Here is a 24,628-nt window from a genome sequence, read left to right as displayed (position 1 = left end):
GTGTTCATCGCAACAATTTGCCGTCGCGGGCGCGCATGCCGATCTCGACATGGTCCGAGGCGTGGTGCCGCTCCCGGCCGAACGAGAGCCTGAAGCCGCCCAGGTCCAGTGCTCCAAGGCTTTCAATCGCCTCGCCGAGGCGCAGCCCGTCGGCGCGGGGCCCGGCGCGGCGCAGTGCCTCCGTGCAGACACGCAGATTCAGGTAGGACTCCAGGCCTTCGAAGGTCATAGCTTCGGGGCCGATGAAATCGTCTGCATCGCGCTCGAGCTCGCGCACGATGGGCAGGCGGGCCACCTCGGGATTCGGCACCACGCTGGTGTAGCCCACCAGCCGGTTGCGGAACAGCCGTGTCAGCTGCGTCAGCCCCGCCGTCGACAAAGTGGCGACGGTGGACGGCACGCTGTCATAGGCTGAGGCCGGAAGCCGCCCCAGCGCATCCAGCACCTCGTTGCCCAGGTTGAGGACCAGGGCCTGCGGCGCGGCCTTGGCCACGTCGCGGAATGCCGCTTCGATGGACGCCAGCCGCGCGTCGGCGGTGATGCGTGTGACCTGCCGGCCGTCGCGTTGCAAGGCTGCCACCAGCGCCTCGGTGCGCGCCGGTTCGGAACCGTCGGCCAGCACCGCCACCCGGGTGACGCCGATGGATGCCAGCTGGCGCACCAGTGCATCGGCCTCGCGCGCATCATCCGGTCGCAGGCTGAAAACATGGCGGACATCGGGGGAACGCAAAGCCGACGCGCCCGACATCGGGCCGACCAGCGGCACGCGAAGTTCGCGCGTGGCCTGGGCAGCCTCAAGGCAGGCCCGTTCACCGAGGCAATTGGCAATCAGCACCGCCTTGTGCTGGCCCACCAGGATGCGCAGGTTGGCCGCCACACGCCGTGGGTCACCGCCGTCATCCAGCGTCACCAGTTCAACGCGTCGCCCGGCAATTCCGCCCGACGCGTTGACGCGCTCCACATGCGCGCGGGCGCCGGCCAGCACGCGGTTGGCGACCGGAAAGCCCGCACCGGTGAGCGGCAGAGACTGGCCGACGACCAGGGTGTCGGGCGCGGCATGGCTTGCCGCGGCCGCGCCCAGCAGCATCGCCGTGCCAAGAAGCCTGCGCGTGCGGCGGGTCAGTGTGTCGCTACGCCGGCTCATACCGGCACTCGTGCATTGACCGGCATGGGCAGGGCCACCGCCGGCCGCAGCAGGAAGTAGCCCAGCGCGGGCAGCAGGACCAGCGCCCCCACCATGTTCCACACAAACATGAAGGCCAACAAAATGCCCATGTCGGCCTGGAACTTGATGGGCGAAAAAGCCCAGGTGCCAACGGCTAGCGCCAGCGTGATGCCGGTGAGCAGGACCACGCGGCCGGTGAACTGCAGCGCGTGGTGGTAGGCCTCGGACAGGCTGGCGCCTTCCCGCATGCGGGCCAGCGTGATGCTGAGCACATAGAGGGCATAGTCCACGCCGATGCCCACGCCCAGCGCAATCACCGGCAGCGTGGCAACTTTCACCCCCATGCCCAAGCCCACCATCAGCGCCTCGCAAAGGATCGAGGTCAGCACCAGCGGCAGTACCGCCACCACCACCGCACGCCAGGAGCGAAAGGTGACCCAGCACAAAATCACCACCGCTGCATACACCCACAGCAGCATCTCGCGCATGGCCTTGCCCACCACGATATTGGTCGCCGCATCAATGCCGGCGCTGCCCGCGGCCAGCTTGAAGGTGACGTCCTGCGTGTTGTTGATCGCAGCGAAGCGGTCCACATCGGCCACCACGCGCGCCAGGGTTTCGGCCTTGTGGTCCTTCAGGTAGACGTACAGCGCGAGGAATGAGCAGCTCTGGTTAAAGAGTTCGCGCGGCGCGCGCGTCTGCACCCCGCCCAGGGCGCCTTCATTGGGGAGCAGCTCAAACCACTTGAAGTTGCCTTCGTTGTAGCCCACCATGGCCAGCTTGGACAGCGCGGCCATCGAGTTGGTGGACTCCACCCCGGGCAATTGTTCAAGCTGCCAGGCCAGGGCGTCCACCTTGGCCAGCGTGCCGTAGGCCGTGCATTTATCCGCGGGTGTGGTCACCATCACAGTCAGGATGTCGGCGCTGGCCGCGTAGTGGGCGATCTGGTAGGCGTTGTCCTGGTTGTAGCGCGAGCCGGGCCGCAGCTCGGACGCGCCGGGGTCGAGGTCGCCGATTTTCAAGTGCAGGCTGATGGCATAGCCGCCTGCGGCCATGAGCGCCGCAACGACCACTGCTGCCGTGGCCCAGCGCTTTTGCGTGAAATGGTCCAGCAAGGCCCATAGCCATGAACGTTGCGCCCCCTGTGATGCTTCCTGGCGCAGGCTGCGCGCCGCCGCAGCAGGGGCCACACCCGCATAAGACAACAGGATGGGCAGCAGCACGAGGTTGGTGAAGATCAGAACCGCCACGCCGATGCTGGCAATCAGGGCCAGGTCCTGGATGACCTTGATCTGGATGATGACCAGCACCGCGAAGCCCACAGCATCGCAGAGCAGGGCGGTCAGGCCTGCGACGAACAGGCGCCGGAAGGTATAGCGGGCCGCCACCACACGGTGCGTGCCGCGGCCTATGTCCTGCATGATGCCATTCATCTTTTGTGCGCCGTGGCTCATGCCGATGGCAAACACCAGGAAGGGCACCAGAACCGAATAGGGGTCAAGCTCATAGCCCAGCAATGCCAGCAAGCCGAACTGCCAGACTACCGCCACCACCGAACACGCCACCACCAGCGCGGTGCTGCGGGCGCAGCGGGTGTAGGCAAAAAGAACCGCGGTGGTGATGGCAAGTGCCAGCAGGAAGAATAGCAACACCTGATGCAGGCCCTCGATCAGGTCACCAGCCACCTTGGCGAAACCGGTGACGCGGATCTGCAGCGCATCGCTGCCGTGCTTGGCGCGCAGGACTTCGATCTGGCGTGACAAATCGCCATAGTCCAGTGCCTTGCCGGTGTCCGGGTTGCGGTCCAGCAAGGGAACAAACACGATGCTGGACTTGAAGTCGCCCGCCACCAGCTGGCCGATTTCCCCCGAGCGCTCGACGTTGGCGCGCAGCCCGGCCAGGCTGGCAGGCGAGCCGTCGTAGGCATCGGGGATCACCGGCCCGCCGTCCAGGCCTTCTTCGGTCACGGCCACCCAGCGGGTGTTGGATGTCCACAGCGACTTCATGAAAGGCCGGTCCACGCCGGGCAGCAGGAAGATTTCGTCGTTGATCTTCTGCAGCGCATCGAGGTAGGCCTTGTCGAAGATCGTGCCCTGCCGGGCCTCCACCACCAGCCGCAGCGCATTGGCCTGGCCGCCGAGATCGGCCTTGTGGGCCAGGTAGTTGACGATGTAGGGGTGGCCCGTCGGAATGGTTTTTTCAAAACTGGCGTTGAGCTGCAGCTTGGTGGCCTGCCAGCCCAGCACGAGGGTCAGCAGCAGGCACACCGCCATGACCCAGGGCCGGTGATTGAAAAAAGCGCGCTCAAGCAGCGTGCCCGAACGCGTGTCAAAGTCTTCAAGCCGCGCGACGACGGGCTGGGTATCTGAAGAGGAAGCGGAGGAGGAGGAATCGGCGTGCATAAAGTTTCGCTGTTGGCGGCGTATGTCTCTTCGTTGTTTTCAGTTAGCCGGCAGTGCGGGCAAGTGCCGCATGCCACGCAGGCTTGCCAGCACCAGGCTGCCGTCGGCCGCCAGGGCAACGCCGGAAACCGGAACCGGCTCGCGTGCCGGGATGCGCCGCAGGCCGGGCCCGCCTGCGGTGCCCATCAGGGCGTCGCCCGCCTGGCTCATCAGCACAAAACCGCCGTCCGGCAAAGCCATGCCGGCTCCCACCGCCATGGGCACGCCGGTGTCGAGCTTGTCCCAGTGCACGCCCTCGTCTGTCGAGCGATAGGCTGAGCCGCGCAGGCCGTAGGCCACCAGCGCGCCGCCTCGGGTGCGCAGCAGGCCGAAAAAGCTGCCCTTGTACGGTGACTGCAACGCGGTAAAGCTGGCCCCGCCGTCACTTGAGCGCAGCAGCAAGCCCTGCTCACCGGCGATCACCAGCGTGCGGCCGTGGGCGCGCACGCCGTACAGATGCAGGGCTTTCGGGTTGGGCAGCCGCGGCCCCCACGCGGTCCATGTCTTGCCGCCGTCTTCGGTAGCAAAAATCAGGTTGTAAGCACCGACGGCAAAGCCGCGCCGGGCATCCACAAATTCCAGGTCAAAAAATGGTTTGTCTGCACCTTCTTCAACCAGATGCTCTGCCTGCGCCATGGCCTGGCTGTCGCCACTGCGCTGCGCAGCCTGCTTCACCAGCTCGGCCGCCTGGATGCCATCGAGCTGCTTTTCCCAGGTGGCCCCGCCGTCGACGCTGCGCAAAATCACGCCCAGGTGTCCTGCGGCCCAGCCGGTGCGTTCATCGGCGAAACACACGGCCGTCAAGGTGGCTTGCACAGGCACCTGCGCCTGTCGCCAGGTGGCGCCATGGTCATCCGACAGCAACACCGTGCCGCGCTCTCCCACCGCCACGAGCCGGGTGCCGGCCCGTGTCACGGCCAATGTGGCCGCGCCTGACGCCTTGGGCGTGACCAGCGCCGGCTGTGACAACACGGCGGGCCCGTTGGCAGCCCACGCGGGGAGTGCAGCGGAGGCCACCCAGCCGAGCAGCCCCATCAGGGCTGCCCGCCGCGCAGCGCGAGGCTGGGCACTTCCGGTCATCAGCGAGCGCCTTCGCTGGCGAGCGATTCAGCGCTGAAGAAGGAGCGCGGAATCGGCGGCTGCACTTCGTACTGCTTGGGCAGCTCGTTGGAAGCCATGTTCAGGTAATAGGCGCCGGTCTGCATGTCATAGCCGCCCCACAGCACGACGTTGGTCACGGCCGGAATGTCCGGTGCCGTCAGCATCAGTGCGTAGTTGGTGCGCCAGAGCTGGCCTTTGGCGTCCCAGCCGTCGAACAGCGCGATCTGCCAGGAGTCTTCGTCGATGTAGTACTTGCGCTTGGGCACCACGTGGCGCTTGCCGGCAGCCAGTGTGGCTTCCACTTCCCATACCCGGTGCAGCTCCCAGCGTACCTGCGCAGGGTTCAGCGTGTTGGGCGTCACCAGGTCTTCGATCTTGGCCGAGGCGGCGCGGTTGTTGTTATAGGGAATGTAGATTTCCTTCTTGCCCACCAGCTTGAATTCGTGCTTGTCGATCGGGCCAAACAGCGTGAAGGCCTCGTCGAACAGACCGATGCCGGAGGTCACCGAGTCGGGTGTGTCGTAGGCCACGGAAGGCGCTTTGCGCACGCGGCGCTGGCCCACCAGGTACTGCCACAGGCCGCGCGGCGCGGCATCCGAAACACCGTCGAGCGCGAGAATGGCTTCGCCCGCCTTGGAGCCCGGCGCGTTGACCACCAGCTTGCCGTACTGGTAATAGCCGTCGAACTTCTCGGCGGTGCCGTCCTTGTCGTAGAAGGCCTGGCGTATGGTTTGCGTGCCGCCGGAGGCCATGGTGCGCTTGCCATCGGACGTCACCACCCACACGCGCATCGGCATGGAAAAGTTGCCGCCGCGCCAGGCTGTGCGCTGGTTCCACATGGCTTCATAGCCGTCTTTGGGAATCGGAAATGGTGTGCCGCCAAAAGCGCCTTCCATGCCGTAGCCACCTTCAATGGTCTTGGCCCGGGTGGCGTTCCTGAAGGTGTTGTCGTACACCGACTGCGGCGCCGCCGCGGTGCGGTGCGTGGGGTACACGTCGACGCGGAAGTCGGGGTACTTCTTCATCAGGGCCTGCACGCCGTCGGTCAGCTTGTCGGCGTGCTGCGCCATGTTTTTGGCGTTGATCGACAGGATGGGTTTTTCGTTGGGGTAGAGGTCGGGCCGCGCGTCGCCGTTCTTGTAGCCCGGGGTGGCCTTGGCGAGGCCCCCTTCCCACGGCGGAATGGTGCCTTCCTTGTTGCCGGCTTTCTCGGCGCCCATGGGCGTCAGCGAGGATTTGAGTTTGGCGGCCTCTTCGGCGGTGACAGCGGCCTGGGCGGACATGGCGCCGGCCAGCAGGGCGGCCACGAGCAATGAAAGTTTTGCGGTCTGCATCATGATGGTTGTCTCTGTAATGTTTTTCAGAAAGTGCGGGAAGCGGTGAAGGAAACGTAGTTGCGGTCTTTCAGTGTTTGCCCATAAGACAGCATGCGGGTGGGGGTTCTGGGGTCCGTGACGGTCAGGGTGTTTTCCTTGCCGAAGAAGGCGGTGTAGTTCAGGGCGAAGTTCCAGACGTTCTGGTATTTGCCCTTGATGCCTATGCTCACGTCGCCCGCTTGGCTGGCCCCGCCAGCAAAGTTGATAACGGCTGCGGAACGGCCGCCGAAGTTGTAGCCCAGGCCCAGCGGGATGGACAGGTCCAGGCCCGGCAGCACCTGGAAGTACTGCGGCTCAAAGATCATGCGGAACGCCGCGGCGTTCCGCGTTGCGTTCGGGTCCAGCCCGCCAAAGCCAACGGCGCTGGGGTTTTTTGTCACGCTCATGAGCCGGTTCCAGGCCAGTTCGGCCACCAGGGCGCCGCCGTCCCACAGGCTGGACTTGTTGAGTACGTAAATGCCCGACAGATTCAGGTGCGCCGTCTTGCCGGTTGCATAGCACGGGTTGGAGGGCGAGCCGTCGCAGTTGACTGGTGGCATGAAGGGTGCGCCGCCCAGCACGGCGGGATCGCTGGCCAATGGCGCGTCGGTGCGCACCGAGCCCTCCAACGCCCAGTTGAGCTGTCCTATCGACGAAGTGACGCTGGCACCAAAAGTCTTGATGCCCTTGGCGTAGACGTTGTGCACATTGCCGTTGATCAGGTCGAACACCGGAACGGCCGGGGTCTTGTCGTTGTAGCGTGCCGCGTACACGCCGAACTCATAGTTGCCGCCGGCCGGCGCCCAACGCAACTGGGCGCCGAACTGGCCGCTGTCGCCCGGCTTCTGGTCGCGGCTGGTGTCGGTGGGCAGCACCGGCCCGCCGAGATAGACACGGCCGCCGCCTATGTAGTCCTGGTTCGAAAAATAGCTGCCGACCCCGGGAATCTTGCTGGGCCGCCACTTGAGCTGGTAGTAGCCGCCCAGCGTCACGCCATCGGCCACCTGCAGCGTGCCGGAAATCTGCTCCACCGGCAGAAGTACTTCCTTGAATTGCCAGTTCGGCACCGAGACGATTTTTGCGATGTCCACCGGGCCTTGCGCGTTGGCAATGCCGTTCTGGCCGAAGAACACGCTCTCGCCATACTGCAGCGCGTGCTTGCCGACGCGGATCGAGGCTGGCATGCTGCCGATGGATCCCTTGCCCCAGACGAAGGCGTCGAGGAATTCGTCTCCACGGCCATGCTGCTCCCGGGTTGCCGGGACGAACTGGTTGGCGGCCTGGCCGGCGAAGTTGCTGACGCCGGCCGTGCCGTCATTGGCATTGGCGCGAAGGTACTGCGAGTCGTACCAGGCGGAGTGACTGATGCGCAGGCCCCAGTTGCTGCGGCTGTAGTCAAATTCGGTCAACAGGTCGGCGCGGTTGGAGATCAGGCCCTTCTTGAAGTTGAGGTCGCCGTCGTTTTCATTGGTCACACCGCCATCGCCGCGGGCGGCCGGCGAGGTGAGCAGTGCGGACGGGTCCTTCAGCCGCCAGGCCAGGCTGTACTTGGGTGTGAAGTCCAGCCGGATTTTGGTGTCGGGGTCGCCGTTGTCCAATTCCAGGGCGTGGACCGGCAGTGCGCAAGCCAGGCCGCAGGCCAAGGCCAGCGTGGCTGGCCTGAAGGGGGTGAATACCTTGTTCATCGAATGTCTCCTCGTTATGTGTCGTTGTTACGTGAATGGGGGATGGGTGCCCTCGCACCCGTGGCGTGTCAGCGTTAGATGTAGTTAGATATAGGTAGAGGCCAGGCCGCCATCAACGGGAATGTTGGCGCCGCTGACCCAGCGCGCGGCGTCGCTGCATAACCAGGCGATGACGGGTGCGATTTCGTCGGCAAAGCCAGGGCGCAGCATGCGATGCGCATCGGCTTGAACGCGCTCCTGGCCCAGCATTGCCACGAAGTCGCCCAGGATGGGTGTGAACACCGGGCCGGGCGCCACGCAGTTCATGCGCACGCCTTTGCCCAGGAACCACTCCTGCGACTGCGTGGCGTTCCAGACGATCAGGGCTTCCTTGAAGTACTGGTAGCAGGTCGCCTGCGGCACCGGGTGGCCGCGCAGCCATGCGGCGCCGGCTTCAAATCCTTTGGCTGCCGCCAGCTCCTTGTGCAGGGCCAGCCGCTGCGGCCATTCGGCGCCCAGGATGGACGCCACGTTGACGATGCTGCCGCCGCGCGGCATGCGCGCCAGCACCTTTTCCGTCAGATGCCGCAGGCCCAGGTAGTTCACGCGGGCCACCAGCTCGCCGTCAGCCGTGCCGGGTACGCCGGCGATGTTGCACAGCGCGTCAACCTGCGCCGGCAACTGGGCCACGGCGGCATCGATGGCCGCGGCGGTGCCGAGGTCGGCCTTGATGAAGCCGCCCAGCGTCAGGCTGGGATCGTTGCGGTCCATGCCGATGACCGTGGCGCCCTGGAAGCGCGCCAGCCTGGCCACCTCGGCGCCGATGCCGGACGAGGTGCCGGTGATGACAATGGTTTTGCCTTGCAGGCTCATAAAGCCTCCCGGGTATGCGGATTCATGAAGGTCTCCTTGATGTGGTGAGCCAAAAAAATCGAAAAAGCCGAAAAGTCGAAGCGTTCCGTTAGAACGGGAACATGGGCGCGGTGTCCTTGACGGTCATCCACTGCCACTGCGTGTATTCCTCCCAGTCGGACGGGCCGCCCACGCTGGTGCCGTTGCCCGCGATGCCGGGGCCGCCGAAAGGGTTGACGCAGTCGTCGTTGACGGTCTGGTCGTTGATGTGAACCATGCCGGCCTTGAGCTGCTGCCCCACGGCCATGGCGCGGCCCACGGAGCGGGAGATGACGGCGCAGGCCAGGCTGCCGCTGTTGTTGTTGGCCAGCGCGACCGCTTCCTCGTCACTGCCGAAAGTGACGATGTTGGCCACCGGGCCGAAGGTCTCTTCATCGAACACGCGCATGCCGGGCTTGACGCCGGACAGCACCGTCGGCTTGTAGAACAGGCCGTCGTAGCTTCCGCCGGCTTCCAGCTTCGCGCCGGCCTTGATGCTGTCCTGCACGATGGCATGCACGCGATCGCGCTGGCGCGCATCGATCAGCGGCCCGAGCGCAACCTGGCCTGTGGCGCCGTCGCCGACCGGCAGGTGCGTGGCCTTGGCGACCAGGCGCTGCAGCAGCGGGGCCGCGATGCTCTGGTGAACGAGGATGCGGTTGGCGGCCATACAGATCTGGCCCTGGTGCAGGTAGGCGGCCCAGGCGGCGTTGCTCGCGGCGATGTCCAGGTCGGCGTCGTCCAGGATGATCAGCGAGTTCGCGCCGCCGAGTTCCAGCGACACTTTCTTCAGGTGCTTGCCCGCGAGCTCGCCGATGCGCCGGCCCACCGCGGGCGAGCCGGTGAAGGCGATCATGGGCACCAGCGGGTCGGTGACCAAAGCTTCGCCGGCTTCGGCGTCGCCGGGCAGCACATGCAGCAAATCCCTGGGCAGGCCGGCCTCCGCAAAAATGCGCGCGATCATCAGGCCGCCGGTCACCGGCGTGCGGGTGTCGGGCTTGATCACCACGGCGTTGCCCGCGGCCAGCGCCGGGGCCACCGCGCGCAGCGTCAGGATCAGCGGAAAGTTGAAGGGCGAGATGACACCCACCACGCCGTGCGGCACGCGGCGGGCGATGCTGGTGCGCCCCGGTACGCTGGGCAGCACATGGCCCTGGGGCTGCAGCGGCATGGCGGCGGCCAGGTGGCAGATGGTGATGGCTTCGCGAATCTCATGCTGCCCCTTGGGCAGGATGCCGCCCGTCTCACGCGTGGCATACAGAGCGAGTTCATCAAAGTGCTGCTGGAACAGCGCGCCGGCGCGGCGGAAGACGTCGGCCCTCTCGCGCGGGGGCAGGGCGGCCCAGGGCTTTTGCACGTTGGCCGCCGCCCGCGTGGCCGCGGCCACGTCCGCCGCATTGGCGATGCCCACCGTGCACATCACTTTCCCGGTCGCCGGCTCGACCACGTCGCGCTTCCCGCCGCCTAGCGGCGCTTGCGTCAGCGCGGAAAAATCCAGAAATGCCATCGCGTCGGATACACCCATTTGCTTTTGTCCTTACGGTTGTTTGATCAGCTCGCCACATCGGCGCGTCGTGCTCCTGTATCGCAATGCATGTACCAGCGCCGCGCGAAAGAGTCCGCTTGCTGCGCTGCACCCAAAGTTTTTTCACTGGGAAACCCGGGACATACCCTAGGTATGTTTGCTGCGGTGCAGCACATGGAAATCACCCATACTTTTCTGATCAAATGGTTATAAAGTTGAATCAAATTTCACCAATTGATCAAATTGAGGAGCAAGCCATGCGCGTATCCGATCGCATTTCCCTGGCCGAGGTGGCCCGGGCCACCGGTGTCGCGCTGGGCAGCTTCGACAGCGCGTCGGTGGCCAAAGCCATGGGCGGGTTTGCCAGCACGCACATCGGCGGTGACACGCACCCGACGATCGCTGACATCAGCGAATGCCTGTTCTTCTCGCCGGGCGACGGGCGCATCTGGCTGCAGGACCAGCGCATGGTGCTGCTGCACACCGAGGCGCTGGGCTCCATGCGCCGCGAAATGATTGACAGCCTGGGCATCGAAAAAGCCCGCGGCCTGTTCACCCGCGCCGGTTATGTCAGCGGCGCCCGCGATGCCCAGCTGGTGCGCAAGCACTGGCCCGACGCCGACCCGCCGGCTGCAGCCATGGCCGGCACGCGCCTGCACGCGCTGGAGGGCGTGGTGAAGGTCGAACTGGTCAGCGTGACCTACGACCCGGACACCAGCGGCTATGAAGGCGAATTCATCTGGCACAACTCCAGCGAAGACGATGAACACATCGCCGCCTACGGCATAGGCGGCTCCCCGGCCTGCTGGATGCAGGTGGGTTACGCCACGGGCTATGTCAGCACGCTGTTCGGCCGCCTCATCGTTTTCCGGGAAACCATGTGCCGGTCCATGGGCCAGGCGCAATGCCGCGTGGTCGGCAAGTCCGCCGACAAGTGGGACAACATCGAAGAAGACATGCGCTACCTGAACGCCAGGGAGTTTGTCGACACCGCGGCCTATGCGCGCAGCGAAGCGGGCCCGGCCGACCTGGCGACCGGCGACGTGCCGGCCGGCGACGCGATGGTGGGGGCCTCATCGGCCTTTAACGCGGCCTGCCATCAATTGAGCCGGGTGGCGCGCACGACAGCCACCGTGCTGTTCACGGGCGAGTCGGGCGTGGGCAAAGAAAAGTTTGCCAGCATGCTGCACAGGATCAGCCCGCGCAAAGAGCTGCCGTTTATCGCGGTGAACTGCGCGGCCATCCCGGAAACCCTGATCGAGTCCGAGCTGTTCGGGGTGGAGCGCGGCGCCTACACCGGGGCCAGCCATTCGCGGCCAGGCCGCTTTGAGCGGGCCAGCGGCGGCACCCTGTTCCTGGACGAAATCGGCATGCTGAGTTTTGTGGCCCAGGGCAAGCTGCTACGCGCCCTGCAGGAGGGCGAGGTCGAACGCGTGGGCGGCACGCGCGGCATCGCGGTCGACGTGCGCGTGGTGGCCGCCACCAATGAAGACTTGCGCCAGGCCGTGCGTGAAGGCCGATTCCGCGAAGACCTGTTCTTCCGGCTCAATGTGTTCCCCATCCACCTGCCGCCGCTGCGCGAGCGGCGCGACGACATTCCCCTGCTGATGAACCATTTTCTGAACCACTACCGGCGCAAACACGGTTGCAACACCGGCGGCTTCACGCAGGCCTCGGTGCGCACGCTGCTGAACTACGACTTCCCCGGCAACATCCGCGAACTGCAAAACCTGATCGAGCGCGCCGTGATCATGGCCGATGCCGACGGCTTGATCGACGTGCACCACCTGTTCACCGGCGGCGAGACCTTGAGCACCGAGGTCATGACCTTGCGGATGCAGGGCAGTTCAGGCACCTTGAACTTCGAGGGGGCGCCGGCCGGCGCGCATCCCGTGCCGGCAGGGACCGCCGCTTCGCAGCGGTCCCTGGAGCAAACCGAGCGCGACATGCTGGAACGCGCCATCTCGGCCTGCCAGGGCAATCTCTCAGCGGCGGCGCGGCGGCTCAACACCACGCGGGCGAAGCTGGCTTACCGCGCCAGAAAACACAGCCTGATTTGAACCGCGTGCGGCGCCGTGGATCAAGCTGCCGGCGCCAGCGCCCCCAGGTAGGCCCTGACCTTCTCGTCGCGCGCCAGCGTGTCGAAGTCAGGCGCTTCGCTGACCGCACCTTTTTGTACAAAGATGAAACGCTCGCAGCATTGCCGCAGGATGTCGACGTGGTAGGGCTCGTTGGGATGCAGGCATAAAAACACCAGGCGGCCGTTGGCCCTGAGTTTGGCGAAGAAGTCCAGCATGAAGCCGATGTAGCCGTCCTGCGTATTGAACTGCGGCTCGTCGAACAGATGCACCAGCGGCGAGTCGTTCTGTGCGTGTTCCAACATGAAGTCGGGTTTGGTTTTCTGGAAAGACCGCACCTGGTAGGACTGGTGGTAGTGAATGGCGAGGCGATCCCGCTCGCGCGTGCGTACCTGGTGGATGTCTTGGCCGTTGACCAGCACACGGCCCGCGCTCGGCAGGTTGCTGCCGGTGATCAACTCGAACAGCGTGGTCTTGCCCGAGCCGTTAGGGCCCATGACACCGACCACGCAGGGCTTGTGCACTTCGAAATCGGCGGTCAATGAAAAGGTCGTGGTCTTGCGGAAGACGCCGCGCTGGTATTGCTTGGCGACGTTCTCGACGCGTAGCAGTGGATGGAGTGGATGGCTCATGCGGGTCAGACTCCCAAAAGTTGCCGGCACAAGGCGGCATCGTTGCGCAATTCGGCCGCAGGGCCCTCGTGGACGATCACGCCCTGGTTCATCACATAGGCGCGGTCGGCCACCTGCAGCGCGCTCTGCACGTTTTGCTCGACCACCAGCACCGCAATGCCCTCGGCCTTGAGCCGGCTGATGGTTTTCATCACGTCCTGCACCACCTTGGGCGCCAGGCCCTGGCTGGGTTCGTCGAAGAGCACCAGGCCGGGCGAGCCCAGCAGCGCACGCGAGATTGCGACCATCTGCATTTCGCCGCCCGAGAGGTTTTCGCACTCGCGGTGCATCAGGTATTCGAGCGCGCTGAAGATTTCAAAACACTCCTTCTCCTGCCAGGGGCGAAAGCGCGTGGTCTTGCGGGCGATAGCCAGATTGCGCGCTACCGTCAGCGTCGGGAAGATGCGGCGGTCATCCGGCACCCAGCCCATGCCGGCCTTGGCGATCTCGTGCGTGGGCATACGGGTGATGTCGCACGCGTCGAAGGCAATGCTGCCCTTGCGTGGCGGCGTGAGGCCGAGCACGGAGCGAAGCAGCGTGGTCTTGCCTGCGCCGTTGGGGCCCAGCAGTGCCACCACTTCGCCGGCGCCGACTTTCAGCGACACGTCGAACAGCACCTGCGTTTCGCCGTAGTAGGTGTCTATGCGGTTCACCGCCAGCATGTCGGCCTGCGGCGACACGGTTTTGATGACGGACTTCAGGACCGCGCTCATGCCAGCGCCCCCAGGTTGGACCGGCGCACCCATTCGTTTTCACGCAACTGGTCAGGTGTGCCCTGGCTGATGACCTGGCCCCAGTGGATGACGGAGATCTGGTCGGCGAGCTTGAAAAGGAAATTCATGTCGTGTTCGATGATCACAATCGTGAGCTGACGCTTGAGTTCTTTCACCAGCTCCATCAGGCGCGCCGTGCCTTCGGCGCCCAGGCCGGCGGTGGGTTCGTCGAGGAAGAGCATGCGTGGCTCGGCTGCGAGTGCCACACCGATCTCCAGCGCGCGGCGCTCGCCGTAAGACAGGCTGCTGGCCAGCACGTGCTCCTTGCCCTTGAGGCCGACGCGCTCGAGGATGGCCGCGGCCAGTTGTTGCGCCGTGCTGTCGGCGCCCAGATCGCGCCAGGGGTTGAAGCCCTGTCTGCGCACGTGCGGCGTGGCCACCAGCACGTTGTCAAGCGCGGTGTAGCTGTCGAAGAGGTTCATGATCTGAAAGGAGCGCGACACGCCCTTGCGGGCAATCTCCCGCGGCGAGAGGCCGGTGATGTCCTCGCCGGCAAAGGTCACACGGCCGCGGTCGGGCTTGTAGCGGCCGGTCAGCACATTGAAGCAGGTGGTTTTGCCCGCGCCGTTGGGGCCCATGATGCCATTGAGCTCACCTTCCCTGAAGCTGAGGGTGATATCTTGCAGCACCACCTGGGCACCAAAGCGTTTGGACAGGCCGCTGGCCTCGAAGAGCTTCACAGTGCACCTCCGGCGGGGGTTGTCACGGGTTTGGCCACCACAGTGCGCCGCGGCCGTGCCTTCCAGGCCTGCCACGCGCCGGCAATGCCTTCGGGCTTGAACAGCACCATCGCCATGAAGACGAGGCCATACCAGAGCAGCCAGGTCTCGGTGTAGGCGCCCAACAGGTCACGCGCCAGAATAAAGAAAGTGGCGCCGATGATGGGGCCCCAAAAGCTTACGAGGCCGCCGCCTATCAGCACCATCATCACGACGAATCCCGAGTTGTGCAGGCTCATGACGTTGGGGTAGGCCGACTGCTGCGCCATGGCGAACAGCGCACCGGCCAGGCCCGCCACCGCGGTGGAGATCGTGAAGGCCAGCCACTTGTAAAGCCACACGTTGTAGCCCACAAAGGCGGCGCGGGTCTCGTTCTGCTTGATGGCACTGAAGATGCGACCCAATGGCGAATGGATCAGCCGCCACAGCGCCAGCAGCACCAACCCGAACAGCACGAGGCAAAAGAAGAAGAGGGCGTTGTTGCCGGAGAGATTGAAAGACACAAAACCAAAATCGGCCGGCAGGCGCTTGATGTTCAGCAGCCCGTCTTCACCGCCCGTGACGGTATGCCATTTGTTGGCGATGAACCAGAACACCTGCCCGAATGCGATGGTGAGCAATGCGTAATAAATGCCGCGCCTGTGCGAGATGAACAGCGCCACCAGCGCGCCGAGCGCGGCTGTGACCAGCACCGCGCCGGCCAGGTCGAACCACAGGTTGGGCCAGACCTTGAGTTGCAGCAGGCCGAAGGCGTAGGCGCCCGTGCCAAAGAATGCACCGTGCCCGAAGGAGGGCAGGCCGGTGAAACCCAGGAGCAGGTTGTAGCCCATCGCAAACAACACCCAGATCATGATTTCCAGGGCCAGGTATTGGTACAGCCCGACGCGGCCCACCCACAGCGGCGTGGACAGCAGCACCAGCAATGTGGCGAGCATCGGCAGAGGGATCAGCGGCGCGCGGCCGGAAGCGAGTTGCATGGGGACCTTGTCTCTTCGGTTTTTCTGGGTGAATGAGTGGAGCTTGAAAAATAAGTGCTGAAAAAGGGCTGGACACAACAGAATATACGTTCTATTATTTAAATAAGCAAGAATATTTATTCTAATTTGATGCGACGCAGGCCCGGCCCGTCCATCGCATTCCCGAGGCGGCAACGACATATGGACTCTGCAACGACTTACGAAGAACTCAAGGCGCTGATTGGCCGGACTTACCCGGACATGTCCAAGCAGCTGCAGCGCATCGCGCGCTTCGCGCTCGAGCAGCCCAACGACCTGGCGCTGGGCACGGTGGCGACGGTGGCCGAGGCCACCGAAGTGCAGCCTTCGGCCATGATCCGCTTCGCCAACGCGCTGGGTTACGGCGGTTTTTCCGAAATGCAGCAGGTGTTCCGCGGCCACCTGCTGGAGCGTTCCGACAGCTACCGCGAACGCATAGACCAGATGCGCCGCAAGCAGCTCAACGGCGAGCGAGCACCGGCCGGTGTACTGCACCAGTTGGTGGGCGAATCGGTGGCCGAACTCGGCCACCTCGAGGAAAGCATCGCCCAGGCCGACCTGAAAGCGGCCGTCAAGCTCATGGCCTCGGCGCCGCGCATCCATGTGCTGGCCCAGCGCCGCGCTTTCCCGGTGGCGGGCTACCTCGCTTATGCGCTGAGCCAGCTCGAACTGCGCACCCACCTGCTCGACGGAACGGGCGGCATGCTGCGCGAAAGCCTGCGCTCCATTGCGCCCGGCGATGTGTTGATCGCCGCCAGCTTTCGCAACTATTCGCCCGAAGTCATCGCGGCTGCAGCAGAGGCCGCCAAACTGGGAGCGTTGGTAATTGCCATTACCGACGGCCCGCTCTCGCCGCTCAAGGCGCATGCCAAGGTTTGCCTGGAGCTGGCCGACGATTCCTCCAAGCCGTTCCGCTCGCTGGTCGCACCGCTGTGCCTGGCACAGGCACTGGTGGTCAGCACCGGTCATCAACTGGCTGAGCAGGGCGCAGCAAAAGCCAAAACCAGGAACAGCAAGGCCGCAGCCAAGCCAACTCGCAAGGGGGCCGTATGAGCCGCCCGCTGGATCTGATCTGTGTCGGCCGCGCCGCAGTGGACCTGTATGGCGAGCAAATCGGCGGCCGTCTTGAAGACATGCAGAGCTTCACCAAATATTTGGGTGGCTCGCCGGCCAACACCGCGGTGGGCGTGGCGCGCCTGGGTCTGAAGCCCGCCATGCTGACCCGTGTGGGTGACGAGCATAACGGCCGTTTTGTGCGCGAAACCCTGGCGGCCGAAGGCGTGGACGTGAGCCATGTCGCCACCGATCCCAAGCGCCTGACGGCACTGGTGTTTCTGGGAATCCAGGACCGCGACACTTTTCCGCTGGTGTTCTACCGCGACAACTGCGCCGACATGGCGATCAGTCCGGACGACTTCGATGCGGCCTTCATTGCTTCGGCCAAGGCACTCCTGATTTCGGGCACGCACCTGTCGCAGCCGCTTACCTATGAAAGCTGCAAGCGTGCCATGATGATGGCCAAAGCCGCGGGCACGCGCGTGGTGCTCGATATTGATTACCGTCCCGTGCTGTGGGGCCTGACCAGCCCCGGCATGGGCGAGCAGCGCTTTGTGCGTTCGGGCGAAGTCAGCGCGCATCTGCAAACCGTCGTCGGTCACTGCGATCTGGTGGTCGGTACTGAAGAAGAAGTTCATATCGCGGGGGGCAGCACCGACACGCTCGCAGCCCTGCGCCGCTTGCGCGAGTTGACGCAGGCCACGCTGGTGGTCAAACGCGGGCCCATGGGCTGCGTGGTGTTCGATGGCGCGATTCCCGATTCACTGGAAAAAGGTTTGCAAGGCCCCGGCTTTCCGGTGGACGTCTACAACGTATTGGGCGCCGGCGATGCGTTCATGTCGGGGTTTCTGCGCGGCTGGATCCCGGGGGAGCCGCTCACGCGCTGCTGCGCCTATGCCAACGCCTGCGGCGCTCTGGTGGTGTCGCGCCATGGCTGTGCGCCAGCCATGGCGAGCTGGGAAGAGCTGCAGTTTTTTTTAGTGCATGGCTCGGCCACTCGGCGCCTGCGCGAAGACGCGAAGCTCGAACACCTGCACCGTGTCAGCACGCGCACGCGCCGCTGGGAAGAACTGGTCATCCTGGCGTTCGACCACCGCATGCAGCTGGAAGAGGTGGCGGCACGCCATGGCGCGCTTGGCGAACGCATCCCCCTTTTCAAATCCCTGATCGCCGAAGGTGCGCGGCTCGGAGCCGGCCAGCGCGGTGGCGTCGGTGTAATCGTTGACGGACGTTTTGGTGAAGAGGTACTTCCAACGGTGACCGGCAAAGGCTGGTGGGTCGCAAGGCCGGTCGAGCTGCCGGGTTCACGACCGCTGCAATTCGAAGCCGGCGCCGGCCTGGGCGCGGTCATGCGAACCTGGCCCGGCGAGCACGTCGCCAAATGCCTGGTGTATTACCACCCGCATGACAAGCCGGCCTTGCGCGACAGCCAGCTGGCCAAATTGGCCGACCTGCAGCGAGCCAGCGTGGACAGCTTTCACGAGTTCCTCATCGAGGTGATCCCACCCAAGGACATGCCCGCGGATGGCGACACCGTACCGATGGCGCTCGAACAAATCTACCAGGCCGGCATCTTCCCCGACTGGTGGAAGCTGCCGCCAGCCGATAGTGCGGCTGCCTGGGAAAAGATCGCGGCCGTGGTGGCGCAGCACGACCCGCATTGCCGCGGTGTGCTGGTGCTGGGCCTGGAGGCCAGCGAGGAAAAACTGGATCAGAGCTTTCGAATCGCAGCGCCGCACGCCATCTGCCGCGGCTTTGCCGTGGGGCGCTCGATCTTTGCCGATGCCGCAACTGGCTGGTTCTCAGGCGCCATGGACGACGCGGCGGTGGTCAAGGCCATTGCCGAGCGCTATGCGCGGCTGATCTCGCTGTGGGACCAGGCGAGGGCGGGCGCAGGGGCCACTGTTTCGGCCGCCGCCACTGAGGCCGTGAACTAAGCCGCCAAACGCAACAGACAGAACAGACAAGCTACAACGGGAAAGAAAACGGAGACAAACATGACAATACCCAAAATCGGATTCATCGGCATCGGCATGATGGGCCACGGCATGGCCAAGAATCTGCTGGCCAAGGGCTTCGCCCTCACCTTCAAGGTCAACCGCAACAGGGACAACCTGGCCGACCTGATTGCCGCCGGCGCGAAAGAGGCCAGGACCAATGCCGAATGCGCACAGGCCAGCGACATCGTTTTCATCTGCGTGACGGGTTCGCCCCAGGTCGAAGACATCGTTTACGGCAAGGATGGCCTGCTGGACAGCGGCCGCAAAGACCTCATCGTGGTTGACACCTCCACGGCCGAGCCTGCCTCCAGCACCCGTATCCGCAACGACCTTGCGGCCAAAGGCATCAAGCTGGTCGATGCGCCACTGGCTCGCACGCCCAAGGAAGCCGAGGAAGGCCGGCTCAACACCATGGTGGGCGCGGAGCCCGAAGACTTCGCAACGCTGGAGCCCGTGCTCAAGGCTTTTTGCGAAAACATCTTCCACGTCGGACCGCCCGGCCACGGCCACGTGCTCAAGCTGGTCAACAACATGATGGCCATGAGCTTTGCGGCCTCGATTGCCGAGGCCTTTGCGGTGGCGGCCAAAAGCGGGCTGGACCTCAACCGCCTCTATGACGTGATCTCGGCCGGCGGCGTGAACTGCGGCATCTTCCAGATGATGGCAACGAAAACGCTCAAGGAAGGCGACGTCACCGGCTTCAAATTCGGCATCGCCAATGCGCAAAAAGATTTGCGCTACTACACCCATCTGGCCGAGATGCTGCCCGTCACCAGCTTCATGGGTGAGGCCACGCACCAAAGCCTGATCCAGGCCAGCAACGCCGGTTTCGGCGACAAGCTGATCGCCTCCCTTTTCGAAGCACAGGAAAAACTCAACGACGTCAAGATCGTTCCCCGTTAAGCCAACCCGTTTGACCCATTTACACGCAGGAGACAAAACCATGAGCGACATCAAGAACAACCACGCAACACCTGAATCCCAATCCGACAGCAAGGCCACCTCGCGCCGCGCGCTGCTCAAGCACTCAAGCCTGGCGCTGGTGGGCGCGGGCCTGTACGGCGCGGCGCCCTTCATGGGGCCGTGGAAGCACAACCACGCCTGGGCGCAGACCGGCCAGAAGAAACCGCTGACCATTGGCCTGACCATGGACGCTTCGGGCCTGTACGCAGCCTCGGGCGCCGAAGAGCGCCTGGGCGCCATGATGGCCATCAAGGAATTTAACGACAAGGGCGGTGTGCTGGGCCGACGCATTGAGGCCATCCATATCGACACGGAAACGACGCCGGCCACCGGTTCGCGCGTGGCCGAACGCATGATCACGCGCAATGAGGCCTCCTTCCTGATCGGTGCAGTGCACTCAGGCGTCTCCAATGCCATCTCGCAGGTTGCGCAAAAATACGGCACGGTATTTTTTAACACCAACTCCAGCAGCCCGACCGAGGCCGGCAAGGACTGCCACCGCACCAAGTTCGTCTGGGACGGCAACGGCACCAACTTTTCCAACGCGATCGTCAAGAACGCCATCAAGGCCAGCGGCAAGAACTGGGTGCTGCTGACCAACGACTATGTGTGGGGCCACACCACCTCCAAGGCGACACGCGCGATCGTGGAAGCCAACGGCGGGCGCATCGTTGAGGAGCTGCTGGTGCCGCAAAACACCCGCGACTTCTCGTCCTACCTGCTCAAGCTGCAACAGCTCAAGCCCAATGTGGTGGCCACGGCGGTGGGCGGTGACGACATCAAGGCGCTGCGCCAGCAAGTTGTGCAGCTCAAGATGAACCAGTCCATGGCGTGGATCAACAACCAGCAGGACTGGCCAGATGTCTACGGTCTGGGCCCTGAAGCCATCTTCGGCGTCTTTGGCACCACCTGGTACTGGCGCCTGGGCCTGCCGGGCGTCAAAGAGTTTGTGGCGGCCTACCAGAAGCAGTTCCCTGGCATGGCGATTCGCGTGCCGGGCAATGTGTATCACAACGGCTATATGGCCACGCGCGAACTTCTGCGTTGCGTGGAAGAGGCCGGCACCACCAACAACATTGCCGTGATCAAAAAACTCGAAGGTCGCAAGATGAGCGCGGCCGACCGCCTGCAGCACTACGACGCGTGGATGGATCCCGTCACCCACCAGTGCCAGCAGACGATTTACATGGCGACCTACAACGACCAGCCCGCCGAGAAGGACGACATCTTCAAGATCCTCACACAGGCCGATCCCAAGGATGTGGCGGACAAGGATGCCGGCGGCGCCTGCAAGCTTGAGAGCTACGACGCGACACCTAGCTACGAAGTCTGATTTACTTCAAGCTCCAAAGACCGCAATGGACTTCTTGCTTCAGCTTATTCCGCACCTCGTCAACGGCATCTCGCTGGGCTTGTTGTTCGCGCTCATCGCGCTGGGCTTCATGCTCATCGTGGGGGTGATGGAAACCATCAACCTGGCGCACGGTTCGCTGTTTGCGCTGGGCATGTACTTCGCGCTTTTCCTGATCGCACCGCAGCTGGGCATGTTTCCGAATCTGCAGGCCTGGTACATGAGTTTGCCGCTGGGAACGCGTTACCTGGTGGCACTCATTCTTGCGCCCATCCTGGTGGGTATTTTCGGCATGTTGCTGGAGCTGTGCATGCGGCGCACTTATGGCCGTGACCCGCTCTATGGCCTGCTGCTGACCTTCGGTGCGGCGCTGGTCATTGAGGAAACCATACGCCTGGTGTGGGGCTCCTCGGAAAAGCAGTTGATGCTGCCCGAGGTCATCTCCGGCGCCTTCCTGATGGGCGACCTGGTTTATTCAAAGTATCGCTTCTTCGCCAGCGGATTCGCCATCCTCATGATTGTGCTGCTGTGGGTGTTTTTGCAGAAAACACCGTACGGCGCCATCATCAAGGCCGGCGCGCATGACAGCGAAATGGTGCGCGCGCTGGGCATCAACCTGTCGCGCCTGCGCCTGTTTGTGTTTGGTCTGGGCGTGGCGTTGGCCGCCATCGCCGGCGTGGTCATGGCGCCGATCTGGGGTATTCGCCCGCATGTGGGCGTAGACGCAGTGGTGCCGGCATTCCTGATCATTGTGCTGGGCGGCGTCGGTTCGCTCTGGGGTGCAGTGATCGCCGGGCTGATGGTCGGCATGGTCGTCGGGCTCACGGGTTCGTATGCGTCCGAATGGTCGTTGATGTCCATGTACCTCTTGTTCATTGCCGTCGTGACATTCCGCTCACGTGGATTGTTTGGCAAGAAGAGCGTCCTGGACGCTTGACATTTGGTACATCCCCGTCTCGGCTCACTTCGTGTAGCCGGATCCCCCCTTGCAGGGGGCAACAGCTGCGGCCTGGCAAAGCCAGTTCCGCGCTGTTACTGGTTTAGTCATTCTTTGGTTCGCTATGGAAAGTTAAGTAATGAAACCGCTTCAAGACAAAGTCGCGCTGGTCACCGGCGCGGCAGGGACTATGGGCCTGGCCGTTGTCAAGGCCTTGCTCGAAGACGGCTGCAAGGTCGCGATGGTGGATGTCAGCCATGAACGCAACCGTGCGCTCGCACATGAGTTGGGCTCGCGTGTCCTGCCGTTCTCGTTTGACATCAGCGATGCGGCCGCCGTGAGCGACGGCCATGCGCTCATAGTCAAGGCCTTCGGGCCAGTCGACATCCTGGTCAACAACGCGGGCATCCTGTCCAACAACAAGATCGAGGCCACCGAAGCGGGTGAATGGCGGCGCGTGATGGGCGCCAACCTCGACGGCGCGTTTTACCTTGCGCAGCAGGTGGTGCCGGCAATGAAGGCGCGGCGCTTCGGCCGCATCATCAACACCAGCTCCCTGGCGGCCAAGACAGGTGGATTGACAGCAGGCACGGCCTATTCGGTGTCCAAGGGCGCGATGAGTTCGCTGACCTTTTCACTGGCGCGCGAACTCGCGCCCTTTGGCGTCACGGCCAATGCCGTCGCGCCCGCTTACGTTAAAACGCCCATGATCACCGAACAGCTCAATGAAGAGCAACGCCAGAAGCTGCTCAAGGACATCCCGGTCGGCCGCTTCTGCGAGCCCGAGGAGTTCGCCCACGTGGTGCGCTTCCTGGCCTCGCCGCTGTCGGGCTTTATCACGGGCGAGATCATCGACCTGAACGGCGGGCTATTGATGGACTGAGGGAAAGCCCTTTCGCCGCTAGCCGGCTTTGCGCCCACAATTTCGCCATCCATGAGCATCACACCCCGGATTGATTTCAACACTGCGCTTTCAGGCCTTTTTGACCTGCGCGGCAAAACCGCTTACGTGCCCGGCGGCTATGGTGGTATTGGCGAGGCCGTTGCCTGGGGCCTGGCGATGGCCGGCGCACGGGTGGCAGTTTCGGGGCGCGACGAAGCCAAGGCCGAGGCCGTTGCCTCCGCGTTGCGTGCGGCAGGGCACGAGGCCATGGGTCTGGCCATGGACGCGCATTCGGTGCCGCAGATGCAGGCTTCCGTTGATGCGGTGGCGGCGCAATGGGGCGCCCTCGACATCTTGATGAACTGTGTCGGCATGCAGCGTGAGCAGGTCTTGCTGGAGGTGACGGAAGAAGCCTTTGACGAGGTGCTGCAGGTCAACCTCAAGGCCGCCATGTTTCTTGCGCAGGCTGCGGCAAAAAAACAGATTGAAGGCGGCAGGGGCGGCGCTCAGGTGCATCTGCTGTCGGTGCGCGCGCAGCTCGGTTTGCGCGGCCGTGGTTATTCGGCCTACAGCAGCAGCAAGGGCGGCCTGGTCATGCTGATTCGCCAGCATGCGAGTGAACTGGCGCCCTACGGCATCACTGTCAACGGCATCGCACCTACGGTGGTGCAGACGGAGATGGCGCGCCACTGGCTCGAAAATCCTGAGACGCGCAAGCAGGTGCTGGAACGCATTCCGCTGGGTCGCGTGGCCGACCCGCAGGACGTGGCGGGTGCGGCCGTTTTTTTTGCGGCGCCCGCATCCCGCTTTGTGACCGGGCAGGTGCTTTACCTCGACGGCGGCATCACTGCCTCGCAGTAGGTACTAGCGTTTACCTGCCAAGGCTGCAACGGCATGCTGCACGCCGCCGCCGATGGGAATGCCCTGCACCTGCATGGCCGCTTCCAGGCCGGCCAGGCAACCCAGGATCATGGCCGGGTTCATGTCACCCAGGTGGCCGATGCGAAAGGTTCTTCCTGCCAGCGGGCCCAAACCGCCTGCAATCGCCACCTGAAACCGTTCGCGCGCAACAGTGCGCAAGGCTTCGGGATCAATGCCCGCAGTGACAGACACCGTCGTGACGGAGACCGAGCGCGCCGCAGGCTCGCGCACAAAAAGGCCCAGAGCACCGCCTTCACTCCAGGCATCGACAGCGGCGTGCACCGCATTGGCGATCAGCTGGTGGCGGGCGATGACCTCTTCGACGCCCTCATGAAAGATCAGCCCCAGTGCAGCCTCCAGGCCGAACAGCAGGCTTTGCGGCGGCGTGCCGCAGAACTTGCGGTAGCTGAGCGGGTTTTGCCGCCGCGCCCAGTCCCAGTAAAAGCGCGGCGAGGGATTGGCAGCGGCTACCTTCATCGCTGCGGCATCCGCAGCCACAAAGGCCAGACCGGGCGGCACCATCAAGCCTTTTTGCGAGGCGCCCAGCACGACGTTGGCGCCCAGCGCATCCATGGCAAAGGGCGACGCGCCCAGCGACGCGACCACATCTACCACCAGTAGCGCGGGGTGGGCCGTGGCTTCCAGCACCCGCCGGACTTTGCCCGGGTCACTGGTCATGCCGCTCGCAGTGTCGGTATGAACCACAAACACCGCCACGATGGCATGCGCAGTGTCGGCGCGCAGCGCGGCTTCTATGGCCGGCACGTCAATCGGGTAACCCTCGCGCCAGGGCGTGCGGATGACTGCTGCGCCCATGGCCTCGGCCTGTATGGCCCAGGATTCGGAGAAGTGCCCCGTTCCGGCGATCAGCACCTGCTGCCCGGGCGCCAGCAGGTTGGCGATCACGGCCTCCCAGGCGCCGTGGCCGTTGCAGGCATACAGGAAGACGTCGGCCGCGGTGGTTTGCAGCAGCGCCTTGAGCCCGGTCTCGCAGGCCTGGATCACACGATCAAGCCGCGGGTCGGCCAGGTCCATGGGCTGGCGCCGCATCGCATCCATGACCTCGTCAGGCACCCGCGTGGGGCCAGGTGAATGGAGGAAGCGATGGCCGGGGATTCGTTTATGAGGCGTCATGCTGA

Annotated in this window: 20 protein-coding genes; 8 read left to right on the top strand and 12 right to left on the bottom strand. The window is 64.2% G+C overall.

Annotation, left to right across the window (positions count from 1 at the left end; genetic code table 11):
• Positions 1–4: 4 nt before the first annotated feature.
• The 7 genes from AC1DVV_RS20515 to AC1DVV_RS20485 form a co-directional block, all read right to left on the bottom strand.
• Positions 5–1,144 (bottom strand): ABC transporter substrate-binding protein, encoded by a 1,140-nt coding sequence (locus AC1DVV_RS20515; protein WP_457281823.1) that lies wholly within the window; start codon positions 1,142–1,144, stop codon positions 5–7.
• Positions 1,141–3,567: an efflux RND transporter permease subunit gene (locus tag AC1DVV_RS20510; protein WP_457281822.1), complete on the bottom strand. Its 2,427-nt coding sequence runs from the start codon at positions 3,565–3,567 to the stop codon at positions 1,141–1,143. The genes AC1DVV_RS20515 and AC1DVV_RS20510 overlap by 4 nt, the downstream gene beginning before the upstream one ends.
• Before the next feature lie 39 nt (positions 3,568–3,606).
• Positions 3,607–4,686, bottom strand: a complete 1,080-nt coding sequence (locus tag AC1DVV_RS20505) for a WD40/YVTN/BNR-like repeat-containing protein (protein ID WP_477667008.1) — start codon at positions 4,684–4,686, stop codon at positions 3,607–3,609.
• On the bottom strand, positions 4,686–6,044 hold the full coding sequence (locus AC1DVV_RS20500) for a DUF1329 domain-containing protein (RefSeq protein ID WP_457281820.1): 1,359 nt from the start codon (positions 6,042–6,044) through the stop codon (positions 4,686–4,688). Before AC1DVV_RS20500 ends, AC1DVV_RS20505 begins: the two co-directional genes overlap by 1 nt.
• Before the next feature lie 23 nt (positions 6,045–6,067).
• Positions 6,068–7,747 (bottom strand): DUF1302 domain-containing protein, encoded by a 1,680-nt coding sequence (locus AC1DVV_RS20495; protein ID WP_457281819.1) that lies wholly within the window; start codon positions 7,745–7,747, stop codon positions 6,068–6,070.
• An 84-nt stretch (positions 7,748–7,831) separates the two neighbouring features.
• The gene (locus AC1DVV_RS20490) at positions 7,832–8,599 is read right to left on the bottom strand and encodes a coniferyl-alcohol dehydrogenase (RefSeq protein WP_477667007.1); all 768 of its coding nucleotides are present in this window, start codon (positions 8,597–8,599) and stop codon (positions 7,832–7,834) included.
• An 88-nt stretch (positions 8,600–8,687) separates the two neighbouring features.
• A complete protein-coding gene (locus AC1DVV_RS20485) occupies positions 8,688–10,142 on the bottom strand; it encodes a benzaldehyde dehydrogenase (protein WP_477667006.1) in 1,455 nt (484 codons plus the stop codon).
• 257 nt (positions 10,143–10,399) lie between these two features.
• Here AC1DVV_RS20485 and AC1DVV_RS20480 point away from each other — a divergent pair, with 257 nt between their 5' ends.
• Positions 10,400–12,202: a sigma 54-interacting transcriptional regulator gene (locus tag AC1DVV_RS20480; protein WP_477667005.1), complete on the top strand. Its 1,803-nt coding sequence runs from the start codon at positions 10,400–10,402 to the stop codon at positions 12,200–12,202.
• Between the two features lie 20 nt (positions 12,203–12,222).
• Here the strand turns inward: AC1DVV_RS20480 and AC1DVV_RS20475 are convergent, their stop codons facing one another.
• The 4 genes from AC1DVV_RS20475 to AC1DVV_RS20460 are packed head-to-tail and all read right to left on the bottom strand — an operon-like array spanning position 12,223 to position 15,360.
• Positions 12,223–12,852: an ATP-binding cassette domain-containing protein gene (locus AC1DVV_RS20475; protein ID WP_477667004.1), complete on the bottom strand. Its 630-nt coding sequence runs from the start codon at positions 12,850–12,852 to the stop codon at positions 12,223–12,225.
• Between the two features lie 5 nt (positions 12,853–12,857).
• On the bottom strand, positions 12,858–13,604 hold the full coding sequence (locus AC1DVV_RS20470) for an ABC transporter ATP-binding protein (protein ID WP_477667003.1): 747 nt from the start codon (positions 13,602–13,604) through the stop codon (positions 12,858–12,860).
• Complete coding sequence (locus AC1DVV_RS20465; RefSeq protein ID WP_457281813.1) at positions 13,601–14,344, bottom strand: ABC transporter ATP-binding protein; 744 nt, start codon at positions 14,342–14,344, stop codon at positions 13,601–13,603. The genes AC1DVV_RS20470 and AC1DVV_RS20465 overlap by 4 nt, the downstream gene beginning before the upstream one ends.
• Positions 14,341–15,360 (bottom strand): branched-chain amino acid ABC transporter permease, encoded by a 1,020-nt coding sequence (locus AC1DVV_RS20460; RefSeq protein ID WP_457281812.1) that lies wholly within the window; start codon positions 15,358–15,360, stop codon positions 14,341–14,343. Before AC1DVV_RS20460 ends, AC1DVV_RS20465 begins: the two co-directional genes overlap by 4 nt.
• A gap of 180 nt (positions 15,361–15,540) precedes the next feature.
• On the opposite strand from AC1DVV_RS20460, the gene AC1DVV_RS20455 reads away from it, so the two are divergent.
• The 7 genes from AC1DVV_RS20455 to AC1DVV_RS20425 all read left to right on the top strand — a co-directional run bounded on the left by AC1DVV_RS20455 (position 15,541) and on the right by AC1DVV_RS20425 (position 23,429).
• A complete protein-coding gene (locus AC1DVV_RS20455) occupies positions 15,541–16,431 on the top strand; it encodes a MurR/RpiR family transcriptional regulator (RefSeq protein ID WP_457281811.1) in 891 nt (296 codons plus the stop codon).
• Positions 16,428–18,371, top strand: coding sequence for a bifunctional 5-dehydro-2-deoxygluconokinase/5-dehydro-2-deoxyphosphogluconate aldolase (locus AC1DVV_RS20450; protein WP_477701560.1), 1,944 nt, complete (start codon positions 16,428–16,430; stop codon positions 18,369–18,371). Before AC1DVV_RS20455 ends, AC1DVV_RS20450 begins: the two co-directional genes overlap by 4 nt.
• A gap of 60 nt (positions 18,372–18,431) precedes the next feature.
• Positions 18,432–19,337 (top strand): NAD(P)-dependent oxidoreductase, encoded by a 906-nt coding sequence (locus AC1DVV_RS20445; protein WP_457281809.1) that lies wholly within the window; start codon positions 18,432–18,434, stop codon positions 19,335–19,337.
• 40 nt (positions 19,338–19,377) lie between these two features.
• The gene (locus AC1DVV_RS20440) at positions 19,378–20,730 is read left to right on the top strand and encodes an ABC transporter substrate-binding protein (protein ID WP_457281808.1); all 1,353 of its coding nucleotides are present in this window, start codon (positions 19,378–19,380) and stop codon (positions 20,728–20,730) included.
• A 25-nt stretch (positions 20,731–20,755) separates the two neighbouring features.
• Positions 20,756–21,685 carry a branched-chain amino acid ABC transporter permease gene (locus AC1DVV_RS20435; RefSeq protein WP_457281807.1) on the top strand — a complete coding sequence of 310 codons (930 nt, stop codon included), beginning with the start codon at positions 20,756–20,758 and terminating at the stop codon, positions 21,683–21,685.
• A gap of 139 nt (positions 21,686–21,824) precedes the next feature.
• Complete coding sequence (locus tag AC1DVV_RS20430; protein ID WP_457281806.1) at positions 21,825–22,568, top strand: SDR family NAD(P)-dependent oxidoreductase; 744 nt, start codon at positions 21,825–21,827, stop codon at positions 22,566–22,568.
• A 51-nt stretch (positions 22,569–22,619) separates the two neighbouring features.
• Positions 22,620–23,429 (top strand): SDR family NAD(P)-dependent oxidoreductase, encoded by an 810-nt coding sequence (locus AC1DVV_RS20425; protein WP_477667001.1) that lies wholly within the window; start codon positions 22,620–22,622, stop codon positions 23,427–23,429.
• A 3-nt stretch (positions 23,430–23,432) separates the two neighbouring features.
• Here the strand turns inward: AC1DVV_RS20425 and AC1DVV_RS20420 are convergent, their stop codons facing one another.
• Positions 23,433–24,623 carry a pyridoxal-phosphate-dependent aminotransferase family protein gene (locus AC1DVV_RS20420; RefSeq protein WP_457281804.1) on the bottom strand — a complete coding sequence of 397 codons (1,191 nt, stop codon included), beginning with the start codon at positions 24,621–24,623 and terminating at the stop codon, positions 23,433–23,435.
• Positions 24,624–24,628 lie beyond the last annotated feature (5 nt).

This window comes from Polaromonas sp. P3_B4, assembly GCF_056402835.1.
The sequence above is the reverse complement of the archived record's forward strand: the minus strand, read 5'-3'. Positions and strand labels throughout refer to the sequence as shown.